This is a genomic window from Streptomyces sp. CBMA291, from assembly GCF_014596525.1.
Lineage (GTDB): Bacteria > Actinomycetota > Actinomycetes > Streptomycetales > Streptomycetaceae > Streptomyces.
Genome location: NZ_MSJP01000079.1, coordinates 88948 through 106793, shown reverse-complemented (window position 1 = coordinate 106793; position 17846 = coordinate 88948). Strand labels below are relative to the sequence as shown.

Annotated in this window: 19 protein-coding genes and 1 pseudogene; 8 read left to right on the top strand and 12 right to left on the bottom strand. The window is 70.5% G+C overall.

Annotated elements, in window-relative coordinates; genetic code table 11:
- Positions 1-8: 8 nt before the first annotated feature.
- Genes BU197_RS19025 through BU197_RS19015 form a run of 3 tightly spaced genes read left to right on the top strand, consistent with a single transcriptional unit; the run spans position 9 to position 3480 of the window.
- Positions 9-1415, top strand: coding sequence for an aldehyde dehydrogenase family protein (locus BU197_RS19025; RefSeq protein WP_188269463.1), 1407 nt, complete (start codon positions 9-11; stop codon positions 1413-1415).
- Complete coding sequence (locus BU197_RS19020; protein ID WP_317452029.1) at positions 1412-2524, top strand: NAD(P)-dependent alcohol dehydrogenase; 1113 nt, start codon at positions 1412-1414, stop codon at positions 2522-2524. Before BU197_RS19025 ends, BU197_RS19020 begins: the two co-directional genes overlap by 4 nt.
- The gene (locus BU197_RS19015; protein WP_188269462.1) at positions 2521-3480 is read left to right on the top strand and encodes a class I SAM-dependent methyltransferase; all 960 of its coding nucleotides are present in this window, start codon (positions 2521-2523) and stop codon (positions 3478-3480) included. The genes BU197_RS19020 and BU197_RS19015 overlap by 4 nt, the downstream gene beginning before the upstream one ends.
- Before the next feature lie 63 nt (positions 3481-3543).
- On the opposite strand, the gene BU197_RS19010 is transcribed toward BU197_RS19015, so the two are convergent.
- From BU197_RS19010 to BU197_RS19000, 4 genes and pseudogenes are all read right to left on the bottom strand, one after another.
- Positions 3544-4077 carry an EF-hand domain-containing protein gene (locus tag BU197_RS19010; RefSeq protein WP_188269461.1) on the bottom strand — a complete coding sequence of 178 codons (534 nt, stop codon included), beginning with the start codon at positions 4075-4077 and terminating at the stop codon, positions 3544-3546.
- A gap of 220 nt (positions 4078-4297) precedes the next feature.
- Positions 4298-4552 (bottom strand): hypothetical protein, encoded by a 255-nt coding sequence (locus BU197_RS31040; protein ID WP_262928256.1) that lies wholly within the window; start codon positions 4550-4552, stop codon positions 4298-4300.
- Between the two features lie 20 nt (positions 4553-4572).
- Positions 4573-4749, bottom strand: a pseudogene (locus BU197_RS31515) (YcaO-like family protein); the annotation flags it as partial.
- Positions 4750-5161: 412 nt separating this feature from the next.
- Entirely contained in the window at positions 5162-5773 is a 612-nt protein-coding gene (locus BU197_RS19000) for an SMI1/KNR4 family protein (RefSeq protein WP_188269460.1), read from the bottom strand.
- Between the two features lie 376 nt (positions 5774-6149).
- Here BU197_RS19000 and BU197_RS18995 point away from each other — a divergent pair, with 376 nt between their 5' ends.
- The 3 genes from BU197_RS18995 to BU197_RS18985 all read left to right on the top strand — a co-directional run bounded on the left by BU197_RS18995 (position 6150) and on the right by BU197_RS18985 (position 7521).
- A complete protein-coding gene (locus BU197_RS18995; protein ID WP_188269530.1) occupies positions 6150-6611 on the top strand; it encodes a hypothetical protein in 462 nt (153 codons plus the stop codon).
- Positions 6506-7006, top strand: coding sequence for a transposase (locus tag BU197_RS18990; RefSeq protein WP_188269459.1), 501 nt, complete (start codon positions 6506-6508; stop codon positions 7004-7006). The genes BU197_RS18995 and BU197_RS18990 overlap by 106 nt, the downstream gene beginning before the upstream one ends.
- 212 nt (positions 7007-7218) lie before the next feature.
- Entirely contained in the window at positions 7219-7521 is a 303-nt protein-coding gene (locus BU197_RS18985; RefSeq protein ID WP_188269458.1) for a hypothetical protein, read from the top strand.
- A 17-nt stretch (positions 7522-7538) separates the two neighbouring features.
- Here the strand turns inward: BU197_RS18985 and BU197_RS31355 are convergent, their stop codons facing one another.
- The 4 genes from BU197_RS31355 to BU197_RS18965 form a co-directional block, all read right to left on the bottom strand.
- The gene (locus BU197_RS31355; protein WP_188269457.1) at positions 7539-8531 is read right to left on the bottom strand and encodes an aKG-HExxH-type peptide beta-hydroxylase; all 993 of its coding nucleotides are present in this window, start codon (positions 8529-8531) and stop codon (positions 7539-7541) included.
- Entirely contained in the window at positions 8528-9688 is a 1161-nt protein-coding gene (locus tag BU197_RS18975) for a hypothetical protein (protein ID WP_188269456.1), read from the bottom strand. The genes BU197_RS31355 and BU197_RS18975 overlap by 4 nt, the downstream gene beginning before the upstream one ends.
- Positions 9689-9777: 89 nt before the next feature.
- A complete protein-coding gene (locus BU197_RS18970; protein ID WP_188269455.1) occupies positions 9778-9969 on the bottom strand; it encodes a hypothetical protein in 192 nt (63 codons plus the stop codon).
- Between the two features lie 71 nt (positions 9970-10040).
- Entirely contained in the window at positions 10041-11369 is a 1329-nt protein-coding gene (locus BU197_RS18965) for an MFS transporter (RefSeq protein ID WP_188269454.1), read from the bottom strand.
- A 495-nt stretch (positions 11370-11864) separates the two neighbouring features.
- On the opposite strand from BU197_RS18965, the gene BU197_RS18960 reads away from it, so the two are divergent.
- Positions 11865-12425 (top strand): MepB family protein, encoded by a 561-nt coding sequence (locus BU197_RS18960; protein ID WP_188269453.1) that lies wholly within the window; start codon positions 11865-11867, stop codon positions 12423-12425.
- Between the two features lie 195 nt (positions 12426-12620).
- Here BU197_RS18960 and BU197_RS31350 read toward each other — a convergent pair whose 3' ends face one another.
- The 4 genes from BU197_RS31350 to BU197_RS18940 all read right to left on the bottom strand — a co-directional run bounded on the left by BU197_RS31350 (position 12621) and on the right by BU197_RS18940 (position 16668).
- Positions 12621-13916: a transglycosylase family protein gene (locus tag BU197_RS31350; RefSeq protein WP_188269452.1), complete on the bottom strand. Its 1296-nt coding sequence runs from the start codon at positions 13914-13916 to the stop codon at positions 12621-12623.
- A gap of 260 nt (positions 13917-14176) precedes the next feature.
- Positions 14177-15631, bottom strand: coding sequence for a hypothetical protein (locus BU197_RS18950; protein ID WP_188269451.1), 1455 nt, complete (start codon positions 15629-15631; stop codon positions 14177-14179).
- Positions 15632-16027: 396 nt separating this feature from the next.
- Entirely contained in the window at positions 16028-16165 is a 138-nt protein-coding gene (locus BU197_RS18945) for a hypothetical protein (protein WP_188269450.1), read from the bottom strand.
- A gap of 146 nt (positions 16166-16311) precedes the next feature.
- Positions 16312-16668 (bottom strand): hypothetical protein, encoded by a 357-nt coding sequence (locus tag BU197_RS18940; RefSeq protein WP_188269449.1) that lies wholly within the window; start codon positions 16666-16668, stop codon positions 16312-16314.
- Positions 16669-16825: 157 nt separating this feature from the next.
- Between BU197_RS18940 and BU197_RS18935 the strand changes: the two genes are divergently transcribed.
- The gene (locus BU197_RS18935) at positions 16826-17839 is read left to right on the top strand and encodes a helix-turn-helix domain-containing protein (protein ID WP_188269448.1); all 1014 of its coding nucleotides are present in this window, start codon (positions 16826-16828) and stop codon (positions 17837-17839) included.
- Positions 17840-17846: the final 7 nt, after the last annotated feature.

Sequence of the window (17846 nt, the reverse complement as noted above, 5' to 3'; positions counted from 1 at the left end):
CCACCGGGATGCCGATACCGCCCTCAGGTCACGCCCCCGCCCCTCGTGCCGCCCGGCTCGCCGTCGTCGACCCGGCCACCGGGGAGGCCTTCGACGAGGCCCCCGACCAGCGGCCGGACGAGTTGGACCGGGTGATCGCCCGTGCCCGGCGGGCCTGGCACGGCTGGCGCGCCGACCCCGCCGCCCGCACCACCGCCCTGCGCGCCTGCGCCGACGTCGTGGAAAGGGAGGGCGACGACCTCGCCCGGCTGCTCACCCGGGAACAGGGCAAGCCCCTGGCCGAGTCGCATGCCGAAGTCGCCCGTACGGCGGCCCGGTTGCGCTACTTCGCCGGACTGGCGCCCCGCACCCGCCGGATCGACGACGGCCGCCCCGTGCACAGTGAGGTCCGCTGGCGGCCCGTGGGGCCGGTCGCCGCGATCGTTCCGTGGAACTTCCCGCTCCAGCTCGCGGCGGCGAAGTTCGCCCCCGCGCTCGCGGCAGGCAACGTCGTGGTCCTCAAACCGTCGCCGCACACTCCGCTCGCCACCCGGCTGCTCGGCTCCGTACTCGCCGGTGTCCTGCCCGAGGGCGTCCTGACCGTCGTCACCGGCCGCGAACCCCTCGGCGCCCGGCTGACGGCCCATCCGGGCATCCGGCACGTCACCTTCACCGGCTCGGTGGCGACCGGCCGGGCCGTCGCCGGAGCCGCGTCGGCCACGCTCGCCCGGGTGACCTTGGAACTGGGCGGCAACGACGCCGCCGTCCTCCTCGACGACGTGGACGTGGACCGGATCGCGGACCGCCTGTTCTGGGCCGCGTTCCGCAACTGCGGACAGGTCTGCATGGCCGTCAAACGCGTCTACGCCCCCGCCCGGATCCATGCGGAGGTCGTCGAAGCCCTCGCCCAGCGCGCGAAGGCCGTCGCGGTCGGATCCGGACTCGACCCCGGCACCCGTATCGGACCGGTCAACAACGCTTCCCAACTGGCCCGGGTCACACAGCTCACGCGACAGGCCCTGGCAGCCGGTGCCCGCCCCGCGGCCGGCGGCCACCGGCTCGACGGAGCGGGCTACTTCTTCGCTCCCACGATCCTCACCGACGTCCCGCCTGACAGCCCGGTGGTGACCGGGGAACAGTTCGGGCCGGTCCTGCCGGTACTGCCGTACCGGACCCTGGACGAGGCCGTCGACGCGGCCAACGGCACCGGCTTCGGCCTGGGCGGCTCCGTCTGGGGCACCGACCTCGACCGCGCCGAGGCCGTGGCCGAACGGCTCGAATGCGGCACCGCGTGGATCAACCACCATGCCGAACTCTCCCTGGCCCAGCCCTTCGCGGGCATCAAGGACAGCGGAGTCGGCGTCGCGGGCGGGCCGTGGGGCCTCTACGGCAACCTCCGGCCGTTCGTCGTCCACCGGCCAGGGGAGGAGGCGTGACCGCGAGGTTCGAGGCGGCCGTGCTGCGTTCGTACGAGGACCCGTTCACGGTCGAGGAGGTGGTACTGAGCACGGAGCCCGGCCCCGGCGAGATCCTGGTCGAGATCGCGGGGGCCGGGATGTGCCGTACGGATCTCGCGGTACGGCGATCAGCCGGCCGCAGCCCGCTGCCGGCGGTTCTCGGCCACGAGGGCGCCGGGGTCGTGGTGGCGACGGGAGGCGGCCTCGACCTCGACCTCGACGTCGGCGACCACGTCGTGCTGAGCTTCGACTCCTGCGGACACTGCCGGAACTGCCGCTCCGCCGCCCCCGCCTACTGCGACTCCTTCGCCTCCCTCAACCTCTTCGGCGGGCGCGAGGAGGAAGCACCCCGACTCGCCGACGCGACCGGAAGGGCGCTGGCTCCCCGTTGGTTCGGCCAGTCCTCCTTCGCCGCGTACGCGCTCGTCCGGGCCCGCAACGCCGTCCGGGTGGACCCCGCCCTGCCGCTCGAACTGCTCGGGCCGCTCGGCTGCGGCTTCCTCACCGGTGCCGGAGCCGTACTGAACACCTTCGCTGCACGCCCCGGCGACACCCTCGCGGTCCTCGGCGCGGGAGCGGTCGGCCTGGCCGCCGTGATGGCGGCCACCGCCGCCGGACTGCGGACCGTGGCCGTCGACCGGCATCCGCGACGGCTGGAACTGGCCGAACGGTTCGGTGCGATCCCGCTGGCCGCCGGATCGCACGGACTGCCCGAGCGGATCCGCCGACTGACCGACGGCGGAGCCCAGTACGCCCTCGACACCACGGCCTCGGCCCCGCTGATCAACGACGCGCTCCACGCGCTGCGCCCCACCGGCACCCTCGGCCTCGTGGCGCGCCTCCACACCCCGCTACCGCTCGAACCGGGCACCCTCGACCGGGGCCGCGCCATCCGCCACATCTGCGAAGGCGACGCGGTACCGGCGCTGCTGATACCCCGGCTCACCGGCCTGTGGCAGACCGGCCGCTTCCCCTTCGACCAGTTGATCCGCACCTATCCGCTGGCCGACATCAACGAGGCCGAACGCGACTGCGACGCCGGCCGTGTGGTCAAACCCGTCCTCCTGCCAGAGAAGAGGGACCGATGAGCGACCCCGACACCCCCGTGGAATTCCCCCGTCCCGCCGCCGGAGGGGACCGGGCCGACGCCGGGACCCGGCGGGCCGACGCGGAAGGCGTGGACGGCGGGGTGGGGCTGACCGCCCTCCTGGTCGCCGCGGCCCGTGCGATCGAGACCCACCGCCACGACAGCCTCGCCCAGGACGTCCACGCCGAACACTTCGTCCGCGCGGCCCCGGCATCCGCGGACTGGCCGGTACGCATCGAGCAGGTCCCGGAAGGCGACGACAACCCGCTGTGGGGCAGGTTCGCCCGCTACTTCGGGCTGCGGACCCGGGTCCTCGACGACTTCGTCCTCGGGTCGGTCCACGAGGGCGTGCGTCAAGTGGTCCTGCTGGGCGTGGGGCTGGACACGCGGGCCTTCCGGCTGGACCTGCCGTCCGACTGCGTGGTCTTCGAGGTCGACAGGGCGGGTGTGCTGGCCTTCAAGCAGCGGGTGCTCACGGACCTGGCGGCCGCGCCGAGGGCGAAGCGCGTTCCCGTCCCCGTCGATCTGCGCGCGGATTGGGCCACCGCGCTGACCTCCACCGGCTACAATCCGGCCGCACCGAGCGTCTGGCTGGCCGAGGGGCTGCTCTTCTACCTGCCGGGCCCCGCCGAGACGTACCTCGTCGACACGGTGGACCGGCTGACCACCGGTGGCAGCGCCCTGGCCTTCGAGGCCAAGCTGGAGAAGGACCTGCTGGCGTACCGCGACAGCCCCCTCTACGCGGCGACGCGGGAGCAGATCGGCATCGACCTGCTCGGCCTCTTCGACCTGGGGCCGCGCCCCGACTCGACGGGGCGCCTGACGGCCAGGGGCTGGTCCACGGCGATGCACACGCCGTTCGACTTCAGCCGTCGGCACGGACGCGGTCCCCTCCCCGAGTCGAACGACGCCTTGGAGGGCAACCGGTGGGTCTTCGCCCGTAAGCCCGGGGCGTGAGTCCGCCGGGCCGACACGCCCCGGTGGACGCCACGGCCCGGGAACACGTGCTACCGGGCCGTGTCAGGCGGCCGGGGCGCCCACCAGCCGGTCGCCGGGGATCCCGGCCAGGTCCGGAGCGTAGTACTCCTTGATGCCGACGGCCCACGCGTCCACGGTGATGCGGTCCTCGGCATCCGGGCCGAAGGCGTCGAAGAGGGCGTGGATGTTGGGCTCCTCGAAGCCGATCGCCGTCATCAGCGACAGGAAGAGGGGGCGCTCGATCAGACCGTCCCCGTCGGGGTCGCCGAGTGCGGAGAGCGCCTCGGCGAACTCGGTGACCGTGGGGCCGAAACGCTGGGGGTCGAGCACGAAGGGGCGGAACTCGTCCACGGTGATCACTCCGTCGCCGTTGGCGTCCAGTTCGGTGGCCAGCGTCGTCCAGTAGCGCTGGAACGCGGTCCGGATGCCCTTCTGGGCGTCGGCGTCCGACGCGACCGCCGCCTCCAGCACACGTTCTGTCATGAGATCGAAGTCGCCGGAGTCGATGACTCCGTTGCCGTTGGCGTCGAAGAGGGTGAAGACCAGCTCGATCCGCTTGGCAGCCTCAGTGCGCATGTCGGTCACCTGTCTTGTACGGCCCGTCGGTCCAGGGCCTGGCTCGATGAGTGCTTTTACCTAACGAGCCGGGGTGAGGGCCGTAACGGTGAGGCGGTCACCGTTACCGGAAGGAGTGAACACCGGCCGTAGTCCGTTCAGTTCACGTCGCGACGTGAGACGAGCATCGTGGAAAAAGCGAGGCACACCACCACATAGGCCACCATTGCCACGCTCGCGGTCAGCGGACCGGAGACCGAGACGGCGCCGCGAGCCACGCCCGTACAGCTCGTCCATCGACCTCGGTGGCGCCGCGTTCAGCAGGAGAGTCGGCCGTCGAGGCCGTCTCCGACAGGCCGTACAGCAGGGCGTGGTGCGTGAACTCGTGCACCTTGCTGTAGTCGGCGGCCATCTCGCGCAGGGCCGGCAGCTTCGCCTCGACCCGCTCGTCCATCCCCGGGAGGCAGGACGCCGTCTCCGCGATGGCAGCGCGCACCGCCCCACCGGGTCCAGGCCGGCGCCGACGGCGAAGCACGGCGTGCCGAGGCCGCCGTCCAGACGTTCGACGACCGCCATCACGGCGGGCACCGGGACGTCGACGCGCATGTCGAACAGCCGCATGCGGTGGCCGAGTCGTGCCACCCTGTCCAGGACGAAGCGGATCTCCTCGTCCTCCAGGGTCGCCTGGTCGATCCGCTCCCGCGATCAGAACCTGCGGTGCCACCAGGCCACTTCGGAAACCGCCTGTGGTTCGTGATGGGTCCGCCGCAGCAACACCGAGTCCAAATCGTCGACCCGTGCTCGTAGCTCGACCGAGGCTCGGGGCGGAAGCATGAGGACAGTCTCTTCGAGCTTGTCGCGGGCCCAGCCTTCGCCGCAGCAGGCGCAGATGAATTCGGCCTCCCATGGCTTCCAACGTCGCTGGGTCCCGTGGACTCGGGCGGACCACACGCTCACGGCCGTGGCGACGATCCCAGGTACCAGCCGCTCGCGTTCCAAGCAACGGATGGCTGCGTTTGCGGGTCCTGACACGCGCGGGACATCGCGGTAGCGCACCCACGGGCTACTCCATGATCGGTGGCGCGATCGAAGAGACGTCGGCGTCCTACGAGGCATGGACCTTTCGGGTCCGGTCTCGGTGCTGCCTCAGGATGCGGTCTACCGGCGCTCGCAGGGCTGGTGAGGTCAGTTCCAGGTCACGGTTGTCGCGCCCAGCGAGCAGGTGGTCGAGCCAGCGTTCGTACCAGGCCAGGAAGTCGGTGGCCGACGAGACGTCGGGGCCCCGGAAGCCGTCGGCGTTTCCGGTGACGACGCGGCCCGTCAGGGGACCGGTGATGCCGAGAAGCACCAGGTCGGTGCACCCTGCCTCGATGATGTGCAGGAACAGGTCACCTCGGTGAGGCGGGCGGTCGACGAACGTGAACCCCCGAGAGCTGCCGGGCTCGCCTTGGTCGTCCATCGTGAACAGTCGGCATGACCGCAACGGCAGCAGGCCGTAGAAAGGCGATGCTCCGCCCCCGCCGAGTGTGGTCAGGAAGCTGCGGTAGGGATCGGGCAGTTCGATGTGGTGGTCGGCCTCGAACTCGGCGACCCTCATACCCGGCAGCGGGGGTTCGAGGCGGAACCGGTGCTTCTCTTCACCGAAGGAGTGGCTTCGCAGTGCGGCGTAGGGCACTTTGGCCAGTTTGCGTCGGATGCGGATGATCCGGGAGTCCATGCGAACTCTTCTCTCTGTCGTCCCGTAAACTACCTGCTCACTGGCCTGGGTGCCAGGATCAGGCGTCCGCCGAGGCGTGGTGGGAGATGCCCGACGAGTACGCCTGCGGGTTCGACGCTCTGGCCAGACCGTTGCGCATGACGGGTGAGCCGCATCAAGTGAAGCTTGAACTCTGTGGTGACGAGCCCGCCGAGGCCGACCTGCGTCGTCTCGTCGCCAACCACTACCGGCGGTTTCCGCAGAGGAGGTAGTCGGTCTGAGGCCACGAAAGAACTTCCGGCACTACTCGCCGGAACACCTCCACGCCCGCCGCCACCCCAGAGCACCGATCCACAACCGGAGGGAAACCTCTCCCTCGTAAGGAAAGCGACCCCAGATGCAGAAAGGTTCCGCGCGGTCCGTCGGCCGTCTCGTCGACCGGATCGAGAGAGCACCCATAGCGGTCACCCAGCCCACGTTCCGTTTCGTCCTGGCCCGGTCCGAGAAGGGCCGGAACTCCGTCGGGTACCAGGCCGACCTGGTGACCTGGATCCGGCTCGCACAGCGAGGTAGCTGTGGGCCTGTGAACGCGCGCGAGATCTTCGGGTTCTCGGCGGCCTTCTGGACCCTTCTCTCCGCGTCCGGGTGCCTCGTTGGAATGTTCCTGGACTACGTCGAACTCGTCCCATTCGAAGCCTCGTTGATATTTTCCCTCTCCGCCTTCCCCTCCTTCGCACTGCTCTCCGGAGCGGATTGCCTCAGGGCTACGAGGGGGCGAGGAAGCGAGCCCGTTACCGTACGGAATGCCGGTGGACGGAAGGTGACCAAGAAGAGGTATGTGCCGATTGGACACCGCTGAGCCATTCCGGTCGCGAGCTTCGTGGTCCTCGTTCCGTTCTGGTTCGTCGCACTCTCTTGGTGAGAGTGACCACCGCAACGGAATTCGGGTCGCATGGAAGACATGGCAGGATCACCGGCAACCCGGGCCGGGCCAGCAAGATCCGTCTGGTCTGCGACGGCCGGGGCCGTCCCCTCGGCTTCGTCGTCACGGGTGGCGACACCAACGGCTGCACCCGGTCCACCGCCGTGCTGGAAGCGATCCGGGTGCCCCGCCCAGGACTCGGACGGTCCCGCGTCCATATCCTGAGCGACAAGGGCTACAGCTCGAAGGTGATCGGCGCCCGGCTCCGGCGCCGCGGTATCCCGCACACGATTCCCGAACGGGCCGTCCGGGTCCGTAACTGGACCCGGTGAGGCAGCCGCGGAGGCCGCCCGCGACACGGGCCCGGACCTTTCGGGCGGCAGAGCCTGGCCGGGGCGTTTGCGGTGTGAAACGATGAGCCCGGTATTGATGTAGGGCGCCTTCGATCGGCACCGTCACACTGTCGTAGACGTCGGCTGGTGACCTGAGTCTGAGGTTTGCCGTTGGTTTGGGTGTGAGTCGTCTGGGTCCGAAGATTCCGCCGTTGTCGGCGACTGATGCCCAACGGGCTGTTTGGGATGCGAGCGACAGCCTCGGCAGTGTCGTGGCGGCCCTGCGCGCCCGGGTCGGTCCTGTCCATCCGGCGCACCGCGCCCTGCGGTCCACCGCCGGGGCGGTCGAGCATGCCGAACCGGAACTCGCGTTGGACGACTTGTGCCAGATCATTCGGTATTTCGACCTTCGCATCACCCTGGCGGAGTACGGCACCATGCAGGCCTTGGCTGAGGAGCTGGCGATGACCGACCTTCTGGAGGACGCGCGCCTCCTTTCGTTCATCATTTCTTGAGACTGTCGGTGTGGCAGTCAGGTCCGCCCCGCCAGTCGTACGCACGAGTCGAGGAGCGATCGGCCGGAGGCCGTGAGGGCGGCGGAGTCGGTCACGGTCCGGGCCGCCTCGGTGAAGCGCCGGCTGTCGGTGTGCAGGCACCGGGCCGCCCAGGTTTCCCCCTGGTCGGCGAGGGCGTGCCACAGGTGGATGAGCCGGGCCAGGACGAAGACCTGGTGGACGTACTCGTGCAGGGGGCGCTGCCCGGCCCGGGTGGGGTGGCCGGGGTCGAGGAGCGCGTCGACGTCCGCCAGGGCGAAGAGGAGATGGTGGGAGACCTCGCGGGTCAGATGGTCCAGGAGGTAGCGCACGGGGTGGCGGTCGGCGGAGGGGGCGGCGATGAACACCGTTCCGAAGGTGCGGGTGCTGGAGAGGGAGGGGCTCGCGCCCTCGAAGAACCGGACCTCGTGGATCAGCGCGTGGAATTCGCCCGCCAGGTCGGGGGCGGCCCCGGACACCAGTCGTACGGTCTGGTCGAGGTGTTCGCGCAGGTGAGGCAGGCCCCTGTCGCCGTCCTGCGGTACGGCGCCGATCACGGCCTGGGTCAGGAGCAGCGTGTCCGGCCCCTGTCCGGGGGCGGGTGGCGGCTCCTGGAGCGACATCTCCTCCAGGGCCTGCGCCAGGGCGCTGCCGGGCTCGACGGAGCGCACCAGGAAGCGGTCGCCCGGCTTCAGTGGGTGCGCCGTCGCCGTGGACAGTTCGGCGAGGCACTCCTGCGCCTTGGGGACGTTCTGCTCCCGCAGGGCCGCTCTCAGCGCGTGGTGCCACAGGTAGAGGTCCGGTGGGAGGCGCCACCCCGGGTCCAGCCCCGCCAGGTGAGCGCGCAGTCGCGCGGACTCGCCGGGCAGGGCCGTGGCCGTGACGTCCAGGGAGCGCCGTAGACGGGCGAGGAGACGCTGGTTGTACCGGGTCAGGGCGACCCGCGCGTTGGCGGGACTGGGAAATGCGGTGAAGAGGGGGACCTCGTTCACCCCCGCTCCGACGGACGGGGGATCGCGCGGCCGTGCTCGGGCGGGGGAAAGCCGCGCGGTACGCAGTGTCCGGCGCGCAGATCGTCCAGCCAGAGCCCGCAGCAGTCGCCGTCGATGTCCTCGTCCATCACGAGGAAGGGGTGTTCGGCGTCGGAGGGCGTGAGGTCGTCCAGGTCGATCGGGTCCGGATCGCCGTCGATGTGGATGACTCCGCCGTCGCAGATGAAATCGCAGTGCAGGTCGCACAGGTAGTCGACGACGTAGATGCTCTGATTGTGCTGGCCGAAGCCGAGGTGGAGTCCGGGTCGCCGTTCGTTGATGTGGCAGTTCATCGGGACGTACTCGGGTACTCCCGCATTCGTGCCGAAGCCGAGTTCACCCACCCGGGTCGCATTCGGAGTGCCGAAGACGAGTCGGAGCATCTCCCGCAGTTTCGCGTCGGAGGTGCTGTAGTTGACGGCTTTTCCGTCGACGATGTCGATCGTCACCGGGGAGTCCTTGAGACGCGCGTCGAGCTGGGTGAAGACATTGATGTTGAATGCGCCGTCGGCGACGAGCACTCCATTCACCGCGTGGGGATACGTGGCGACCTCGCCGGGCGGCATGACCATGAATCCGCCGGGACGATAGGCACCCCGGTTGCTGAGCCAGCGGTACTCGGGGTCGAGATCGATCGCGAGATCGCTTCCGGACGGTGTGGTGACACGTAACTTCCGGGCGTCGACAAGACGTTCGAGAACGGCGGTATTACGGCGGGACAATTCTTCCGCGCCCATGCGCATGCCGTGGGTGAAGAACTCCTCGGAGGAACTGATCATCCGGGCGACGACCCAGGAGTCCTTGTCGTACGCGCCGAGCGCCTGGCGGAACACCTGCGTGTGCGACATGGTGTCCCGTTCCGCCGTGATGACCACCAGCCGACCTGTCAGTTGCTCCGGGGACGGCAGCACGGCGGCGAGGCGCCGGGGGAACCCTTCGTCCTCGATCGGGGCCATGGCGAGGGCGTCGGTCCGGATGTGCCGTGCCGTGAGGGTGGCGAGCACCCAGGCTGCCGCCTCACGACTGTCGGGGGTGTACGCGAGGATCACCCGGTCGTCGGATCGCACCCGTACGTATTCGTCGAGAAAACGGTCGACGCCCTTCCAGACTTCTTCCACGTTGCTCTCCGTCCGCGGTGGTCGAGGGAACCGGGAGCCGCGCGGATCCACGCGCCGCCCCCGGCGTAACCGTTCGGGAAGATCCGTGCTCAGTTGCCCGCGGTGGCGTCGGTCATGAACGTGCTGTAGGTGATCCTCCACATTCCGACCGTGTGGTCCGCGTTTCCTTCGAGCATGTCGCAGTCGAACGGGTTGGCGGCGGTTACCTCCTCGGGTTCGGCCGCCGCCAATTCGGTGAGGGCACTGGCGAGCAGAACGTCACGCTGGGCGAAATCACTCATGTTTTTCCTTCCCTGGGGACGCGCACGACGATTCCTCACTATAGAGAGCGGGCCTAAGCTGTCAACAGTCCCTATGTCGACGATTCCCCTTTGGTGCGAAAGGATTTGAGAGAGGCTCGGGAGAGGATCATGAATCCCGAGAGGAATGCGATCACGGCGATGCCGAACAGGGTGGTCCGGCTACCCGCGACCTCGCTCAACGCGCCTCCGGCGAGCGCACCCGCCAGAATTCCGCACTCCGGAACGAGTGCCGCGGCGGCCATACTTCGCGCGAGCGAACCGGGCCGTACGGCCGAGGGCACGGTCGTCATGAACGTGATGACGTAGAACACGCTGCCGAAGCTGCCCAGGAGTTCGTAGCAGAGGACGGCGACGGTCGCGGCGGCGCCCGGCCGGGCGAACGGCAGTACGCAGAACGCGAGCGTGATCACCGCACCGGCGAGACCCAGCCGCTTGTTCGAGGACAGCCTGTCGGCGAGAGCGCCGACGCAGAGGGCGCCGCCGATGCCGCCGACCGCTCCGGCGCCGAGCAGCCAGGCGAACACCTCGGGTGCCATGGCCAGTTCGCGTGTCGCGTAGAGAGGGAGGACCGTCAGGGCGATGCCGTTCAGCGTGGCGATGACGGCCAGTCCGGCGGCGGGGGCGCGGAGCGGACGGCCGAAGATGCCTGCGAAACCGCGCAGCACGTGGGCGGGGCGGGTGCCCCGGGGCCCGTCGGTACCGGTCCGGTCGGCGCCCGTCCAGTCGGCGCCCGTCCAGTCAGTGCCCGTCCAGTCAGTGCCCGTCCGGTCGGGCTTCGCCCCCGGCAGCCGGGACAGCAGGGCCGCGCCAAGCAGGTAGCTCGCCGCGTCGATCAGGAGGACGAGGGGCATCGGCATCGCCCGCAGGAGCAGTCCGGCGAGTCCGGGCCCGACGACGTCCGCCGTTGTCGTCGCGGATCCCAGCGCTCCTCCGGCGCGGGTGAGGTCGCGCCGGTCCACCAGGTCGACGAGGTACGGGGAGCTGTAGGCGCTGAACCAGCCGGTGCAGACGGCCGTCGCCGTGGTCGCGACGATCAGCAGCGGCATGGTGAGGTGGCCGGTCCACCAGACCAGGGGGATGGCGCCGACGGTGAGGAAGCGGCACCACTCCATGGTCCTCATCATGCGCAGGCGCCGCACGGACCCCTCGGCGCGGATCGCGCCCCAAGGTCTGGCGATGAGCTGCCCCGCCGACTGGAGGGCGATCAGCAGGCTCATCTGGGCCGCCGACGCGCCGAGCCCGACGGCCGCGATGAGCGGCACCACCGTGTCGGTGACGGCGGAACCCAGTTGGGACTGCGCGCGGGCCAGGAGGTAGCGGAGGAAACGCCGATCGTGGCGGAGCGGAGGGCGTACGGGATTCGTCACTGGGCGGGCCACGGAAGTCTCCGCCGGGTCCCTGTCGGAAGTCTCCGCTGCCTCGGCGACAGGCGTCTCCGCCGCTTCGGCGCGCGAGGCTCCGGCCGGGAGGGGCCTCATCCGTCGGGCCCGGTCGGCATCGAAGGTCCGGGGCGCCTCTCGTACTCCCCGCCCCGCGAGGCAGAGTGTGAACACGTAAGGCACTCGCCCCCGCTCCGCGAGTCAGAGGGTGAACACGTAGGGCACTCGCCCGTGCTCCGCGAGGCCGACCGTGAACCCGTCGGGCACTCGGCTGGAGCGCCGTCCACTACTGCCTCGTCCAGAGCGGGACCGGAGTCATGCCCTGAGACGATAGCGAAGCCTCTGAGGGCGGGGAAGGCCGTTGCGTCCACTGGCCAGAGGCGGCGGGACGGCCTCGTAACGAGCCTTCCGCCCGCGCGCGGCTCGCCTCGCCCGGCCACCCGAGCGGCGCCCCAGGCGAGCCGACTCCCCCGGGAAACCTGACAGAGTGGACGAATGACGACGAACCATGAGCACTCGGCCGACCTCCCTCCCGAAACGTGGGGGAACACCACCCCGGCCCACGGGGATCTCGTCGCGGCGAAGGCTCTCGTCTACGACCCCTGCGGTTTCATCTGCTCGCGGCCGGTGCCCGAGGCCGAGGGCACCGCCTACGCCGCCCACGCGTTCACCCTGGACGGCCTCGCCGTCCGCTTCCGCGCGGCCAGGACGACGCCCACCAAGGTCGGACAGTTCGTCACCGTCTGGAAGAGGTCCCCGGCCGGGCCCATCGCGCCCTTCGACATCGCGGACCCCGTCGACCTCTTCGTCATCAGCACCCGCGAGCCCCGGCACTTCGGCCAGTTCGTCTTTCCCGTGGACGCGCTCCGCCGACACGGCGTCGTCTCGGTGAACGGCTCCGGCGGGAAGCGCGCCTTCCGTGTCTACCCGCCCTGGGTGACCACCGCCAACCGTCAGGCGGGCACCGTACAGGCGTGGCAGCTGGACTTCTTCCTGCCTCTGTCCCAGGACGGCCCCGCCGATCCGGCCCGCGCCCGAAAGCTCTACCACCCGTAGAGCGGACACCGGCGCGACAGCGGATCGCGGTGCTTCCCGGCCCTTCGGCAGTGTCGCCGACAAGGACTCTCACGGCGACCGAGCGCACCCGTCGGGCCCGTCCGGTGGACGACGGGGCCGAGATCCCGTCGGTGAACACGTGACAGCGCTCCGGTCGTACGAGACCGGAGCGCTGCGGCCGTCCCTCGGGGGGTGTCAGAGGGTTCCGGTGATGCCTGCGGCGTAGTGGTTGCCGGTGACGCCGGTCAGGTTGATCGCGGCGGCGCTCTGCCAGGTGCCGTCGACGTGGCGGATGGCGTGCAGGATGCGGTCGTCCGTCGTCACGAACGCCACTTGAAGCTCACCGGCGACCGTCGCGGCGCTCACCGACGTCGTGGTGAACGAGCCCGCCACCGAGGTCAGATCGGTCAGTGGCGTCCACTGGCCGCTGGCGAGCCGGGCGCCGTGGTACTGCTTCGTCCCCCCGTTCGAGGCGACGACGATCTGTAGGTCCGCGCCGGAACCGGTCACCGCGACGTCGGTCGCCGCGCCCGCGTCCCCCGCCGCCGCGTACACGTCGCCCCACGCGCTCCACGTGCCGTCGGTGCCTCGGATCGAGTGGTACACCCGGGCACCGGCGACGGCCACCACCTGGAGCCTGCCGTTCACGGAAGCCTCGGACACGCTGGTCACCGCTGCGGGCAGCGAGCCCGCCTGCGACTCGACGTCGCCGAACGCCGACCACGTACCGTCCGTGTGGCGCACCGAGTGGAAGACTCGTCCGTTCGCGACGGCCAACACGTTCAGTTCGGAACCGATGGACACCGCCGACACCTTGGTCACCGAATCCAGCGCCCCCGCCTGGGAGTTGACGTCCCCGAACGCACCCCACTGGCCATCGGCGAAGCGGACCGCGTGGTAGACGTGACCGTTTCCTCCGACGGCCACCACATGCGTGTCACCGTTGATACCGGCGTCCGCCACCGAACCCACGGAGCCGATGTTCCCCGCCTGGGCACCGATGTCGGCGAAGCCCGACCAGGTGCCGGACGCCCCGCGGGTGGCGTGGAAGATCGCGCCGCCGCCGTTGACCAGTATCTGCGTCTTCCAGCTCGGTGCCGGAGCGGGCGTCGGAGTCGGGTCGGGATACGGGTTGGCGTGGTCGGTGGCGAGTCCGGTGCCCGGCGAGCACGACCAGGCACGGGCCCCCTGGTCGGCGAGGATCTTCTCGGCGATGAGGATCTGCTGTTTCTTGGTGGCCAGGTCCGGGCGGGCCGCGTAGTTGAGGCCGCCGTAGTAGCGCCAGTTGTAGAGGCTGATCTGGAGACCGCCGTAGTAGCCGTTCCCGGTGTTGATGCTCCAGTTGCCCGTGCTCTCGCACTGGGCGACCCGGTCCCACGTGGCGACGGAGGCCGCGCCGGCGGTCACCGTCGCGACGGTGACGAGGCCGAGGGATACGAGTGAGGCGGCGGCGAGACCGGCGAGAAGCGGAGTCCGGGCGGTGCGGGACATCGGGTGTCTCCTTCTGGGAACGTACGCGAGGGGGCGGGGCACGACGGGGGCGAGGCGCGACGGGGCCGGGGTCGGGGCACAAGGCCGTGGCACGACGGGGCCGGGCACGAGGTGGGGCACGACGGGGTACGACGGGGCACGACGAGCGCCCGCGTGACGGCGGTGCTCGCCGTGCCTCCGATCGTGGTCCCGTTCGGCCGGGCGGTGCCCCCGACAGTGGTCCGGGTTCGGCCGGGCGGTGCGGGTGATCGCGGTCCGGGTCAGCCGGCGGTGCCGGTGATCGAGACGGCGTAGTGGTTTCCGCTGACGCCGTTGAGGGTGATCGCGGCCGCCGGGTCCCAGCTGCCGGAACCGTCGCGGATGGTGTGCATGACGCGGTCGTCGTTGGTGATGAACGTGGCCTGGAGTTCTCCGTCCACGGTGGCCACGCCGACCCGGTTGGCGGTGAAGGAGCCGATCACCGGGGCGAGCGCGTTGAACGGCTGCCAGGAGCCGGAGGCGTAGCGGGCGGCGTGGTACTGCTGGCCGCTGCCGGTCACCACGATGATCTGCATGTCGCCGCCGGTGCCCGTGACCGCGACGTCCTGAGCGCTGCCGACGTTGCCCGCCGCCGCGTACACGTCGCCCCACGGGGACCAGGCCCCGCCCACGGCGCGGATGGTGTGGCTCACCCCGCCACCGGAGACCGCGACGACCTGGAGCTGACCGTTGACGTTCGCGGCCGACGCGCTGGTGACCGTACCGATGGCACCTGCCTGGGTGGAGATGTCGGTGAACCGCAGCCAGGAGCCGTTGGCGAGCCGGGCGGTGTGGAAGATCTTCCCGTCGGCCACCGCCACGACGTGCAGGTCACCGCCGATGGAGACCGTGGAGACCTTCGAGATGTCGGTCAGCGTCCCGGCCACCGGACCGACGTTCGCGAACGGCGCCCAGCTGCCGTTGGAGGCGCGGACGGCGTGGTACAGGCCGCCGTCCCCGCCGACCGCCAGCACATGGGTGTTGCCGTCGATACCGGCGTCGGAGATCGACTGGACGTTGCCGATGTCACCGGCCGCCGCCTCGACGTTTCCGAAGGACGTCCAGTTGCCGTCCGAGAGGCGGGTGGAGTGGAAGATGTCTCCGCCGCCGTTCACCAGGACCTGGGCGCGCCAGGGCGCGGGCGCGGGCTTGGGCGGCAGCGGGGCGCTGTCGATCGTCCGGTCGTAACGGTAGGGCTTGAAGCCGTTGTTGATCAGGTAGCTGCGTGCGTAGGTGTTCTGGCGCGCGGTCAGGCCGGGCCTCGGCTCTTCGATGATGTTGGCGGTGGTGTGGCTGCTGTCGGTCCAGCCGGTGAAGAGGACGACGTGCGTCGTGATGTTGTCGATCATGTCGCCGGGGCGCAGGTCGTCCAGACTGCCGAGCTGGGTCGATATGTCGTCAAGGGTGGAGGTCACACGGCTGCTCGTGAGGTGCCAGGCCATGGAGACGAGGCCCGAGCAGTCCTGGCGGTAGGAACCGTTGCTGTCGGCGTGCCAGGAGGTCTGGCTGTACGGGACGCGCTGGTCGACCCAGTTCTGGGCGCGGGCGACGATCTCGTCGCGGGTGATGTAGCCGCCGATCGTGGAGGTGCCGACGGCCTGTGCGGTGGTGCTGAGCGAGAGGGAGGAGACGGCGGCCGTCGCGGCGAGGGAGGCGGCGACAGCGGTACGAACGATCTTGGACCTGTTGACAGACACGAGTGGGCTCCGGTGGTGAGTGCGGAAGGGTGTCGCGGACGCCGTGGGTCCGCGGAACAGCAGGGAGATGGGCAGCGCCGAGTACGCCGGGGGTGCCGGTTACGCCGGGTGTTGCGGGTGTGCCCGGTGTGGCGGGTGTGCCCGGTGTGGCGCGGCACAGCGGGCATGGCGGGCACAGCGGGCATGGCGCGGCATGGTGCGGGGCGGCGCGGTGCGGTGTCGTGCAGCGCAGTGTCGTGCGATGCGGTGCCGTGCGGTGTGACAGGACACCGTTGGCGGGCCTGATGGGGCGTGATACGACCCCGGTGGCGGGCGTGGTGCGGCCGGACGAGGGGGCGGCTGCCCTGCAGGAGCAGCCGTGTCGGCGGCGCGGCGGACCGGGTGGGGCCCCGAGGGTCAGCCCCAGATCATGTTGTCGGCCTGGACGGTGTAGGCGGGCTGGGCGGACGCCGTCTGGACCGCGGCGGCGGGGACCAGGACGGCGAGGGCGAAGGCGGCGACCGCGGCGGCCTTGAGGGCGAGGTTGCGGAGCATGACGGTGTCCTCTTCCGATACGACGAGACGGTGGGCTACGGCGGTCTCGGCGTCCCGCGGTGACGCCTTGTCCGGTGGCCGCCAGGGTGGTGTTCCCTGCCGACGACCACTAGCTTCGCCGCTGGTCAGAGCGGGTGGAAGGGTTCTCAGCTGGCCGAAACCGTCCCTGGACCGTTCCGGCCAGGAGCGTCGGGGGCGGACAGCAGACGCTCGTAGAACAGCGCGACGAACGACGCGGCGGCAGCTCCCGCCGTCCAGAGGGCGAGCTGGGGTGCGGCCTCCAGCGCGCGACGGCAGAACGCGAAGGTCTGGCGCTCCGCCGAGGCGAGTGAGTCGGCGAGCACGTAGACCCCGAGCATGGGAGCGGGGACGGCGTCCGGATGGACGACGACATGCTCGATCCGGTCCTCGGGGTGGGCGGCGGCCCACAGAAGCTCGCGGGTGTCGCGGGGCAGGAAGAGGCCGGGAGAACCGGGCTGCAAGGTCACGTGGACGAGATACATGCACCGAGCGTGCCGAGGTGGGCGATCGGCGTGAAGGGGGTGGTCGCGGCCGGTTCAGTCCCCGGCCGGAACCGGCCACGGTGATCCGTGGCAGAGCTTCCCGCGCTTGTGAAAGGATCGTGTCCGTATCGAACACGGGTTCATCACGGGGGTCGGGATGCTCACGGTACTGGGGCTGGACAAGGTCTCGGAGACGGTCTATCGGGCGATGCTCGCCCATCCGCAGGACGGGGTTTCCGCCCTGGGCGTACGCCTGGCGCTGCCCGAGCAGCAGATCAGACAGGCACTGGACACCCTCAGCGAACTGGCCTTGTTGCGTCCCTCGGCGGACCGCGCCGGCGAACTGCGGGCCGTCTCCCCCGAGATCGGGATGGATCTCCTGATGGCCCGCCAGCAGGCGGAACTCGCCGCGCAGCAGCTGCGCGTCGAGGCCTCCCGGGCGGCAGCGGCGCAGCTCATCTCCGAGTATGTCGGTCACCGGCCGGCCGGGAACCATCCCGGCGTCGAGCAGCTCACCGGGCTCGACCAGATCCGCGACCGGCTCGCGGTACTGACCCGGGAGGTGGGCGAGGAGGTCATGACCTTCGCGCCCGACGGCGGGCAGAAGCCCGAGAACATCGAGGCCGCGAAGCCTCTGGACCTCGATCTGCTCGGACGCGGCATCCGGATGAGGACCGTCTACCTGGACAGCGTCCGCAACAGCCCGCACACCGTGGAGTACGTCACCTGGCTGGCCTCCCACGGCGGCCAGGTCCGCACGGTGCCCGCGCTCCCCACCCGGATGATCGTGGTGGACCGGGCGACCGCCGTCATCCCGGTCCACAGCGACGACACCGCCGCCGGTGCCGTCGTGCTCACCGGCCAGGGGATGCTGACGGCGCTCTGCGCCCTGTTCGACACCGTCTGGGCGGATGCCGAGCCGCTCGGCGCCGCCGCCCGGTCCGACGAACACGGGCTCACCGCCCAGGAGCGGACCGCCCTGACGCTGCTGGCCGCAGGGCACACCGACGAGACCATCGCCAAGCACCTCGGCGTCTCGCCCCGCACCGCCCGCCGCATCGCCACCGACCTCATGGAACGCCTCGATGCCCGCAGCCGTTTCCAGGCGGGCGTCCGAGCGGCCCAGGCGGGGTGGCTCGCCTCCCGATCCGCGAAGCTCCAGAACCGCTGAGCACCGC

Excerpts from the sequence above, each read along its gene's own strand:
- BU197_RS31350 (WP_188269452.1), bottom strand. The coding sequence starts at position 13,916 with ATGTCCCGCACCGCCCGGACTCCGCTTCTCGCCGGTCTCGCCGCCGCC.
- BU197_RS18995 (WP_188269530.1), top strand. The coding sequence starts at position 6,150 with ATGCAGAAAGGTTCCGCGCGGTCCGTCGGCCGTCTCGTCGACCGGATC.
- BU197_RS18935 (WP_188269448.1), top strand. The coding sequence starts at position 16,826 with ATGCTCACGGTACTGGGGCTGGACAAGGTCTCGGAGACGGTCTATCGG.
- BU197_RS19000 (WP_188269460.1), bottom strand. The coding sequence starts at position 5,773 with ATGGACTCCCGGATCATCCGCATCCGACGCAAACTGGCCAAAGTGCCC.
- BU197_RS18960 (WP_188269453.1), top strand. The coding sequence starts at position 11,865 with ATGACGACGAACCATGAGCACTCGGCCGACCTCCCTCCCGAAACGTGG.
- BU197_RS19010 (WP_188269461.1), bottom strand. The coding sequence starts at position 4,077 with ATGCGCACTGAGGCTGCCAAGCGGATCGAGCTGGTCTTCACCCTCTTC.
- BU197_RS19015 (WP_188269462.1), top strand. The coding sequence starts at position 2,521 with ATGAGCGACCCCGACACCCCCGTGGAATTCCCCCGTCCCGCCGCCGGA.
- BU197_RS18945 (WP_188269450.1), bottom strand. The coding sequence starts at position 16,165 with ATGCTCCGCAACCTCGCCCTCAAGGCCGCCGCGGTCGCCGCCTTCGCC.
- BU197_RS19025 (WP_188269463.1), top strand. The coding sequence starts at position 9 with ATGCCGATACCGCCCTCAGGTCACGCCCCCGCCCCTCGTGCCGCCCGG.
- BU197_RS18940 (WP_188269449.1), bottom strand. The coding sequence starts at position 16,668 with ATGTATCTCGTCCACGTGACCTTGCAGCCCGGTTCTCCCGGCCTCTTC.
- BU197_RS18970 (WP_188269455.1), bottom strand. The coding sequence starts at position 9,969 with ATGAGTGATTTCGCCCAGCGTGACGTTCTGCTCGCCAGTGCCCTCACC.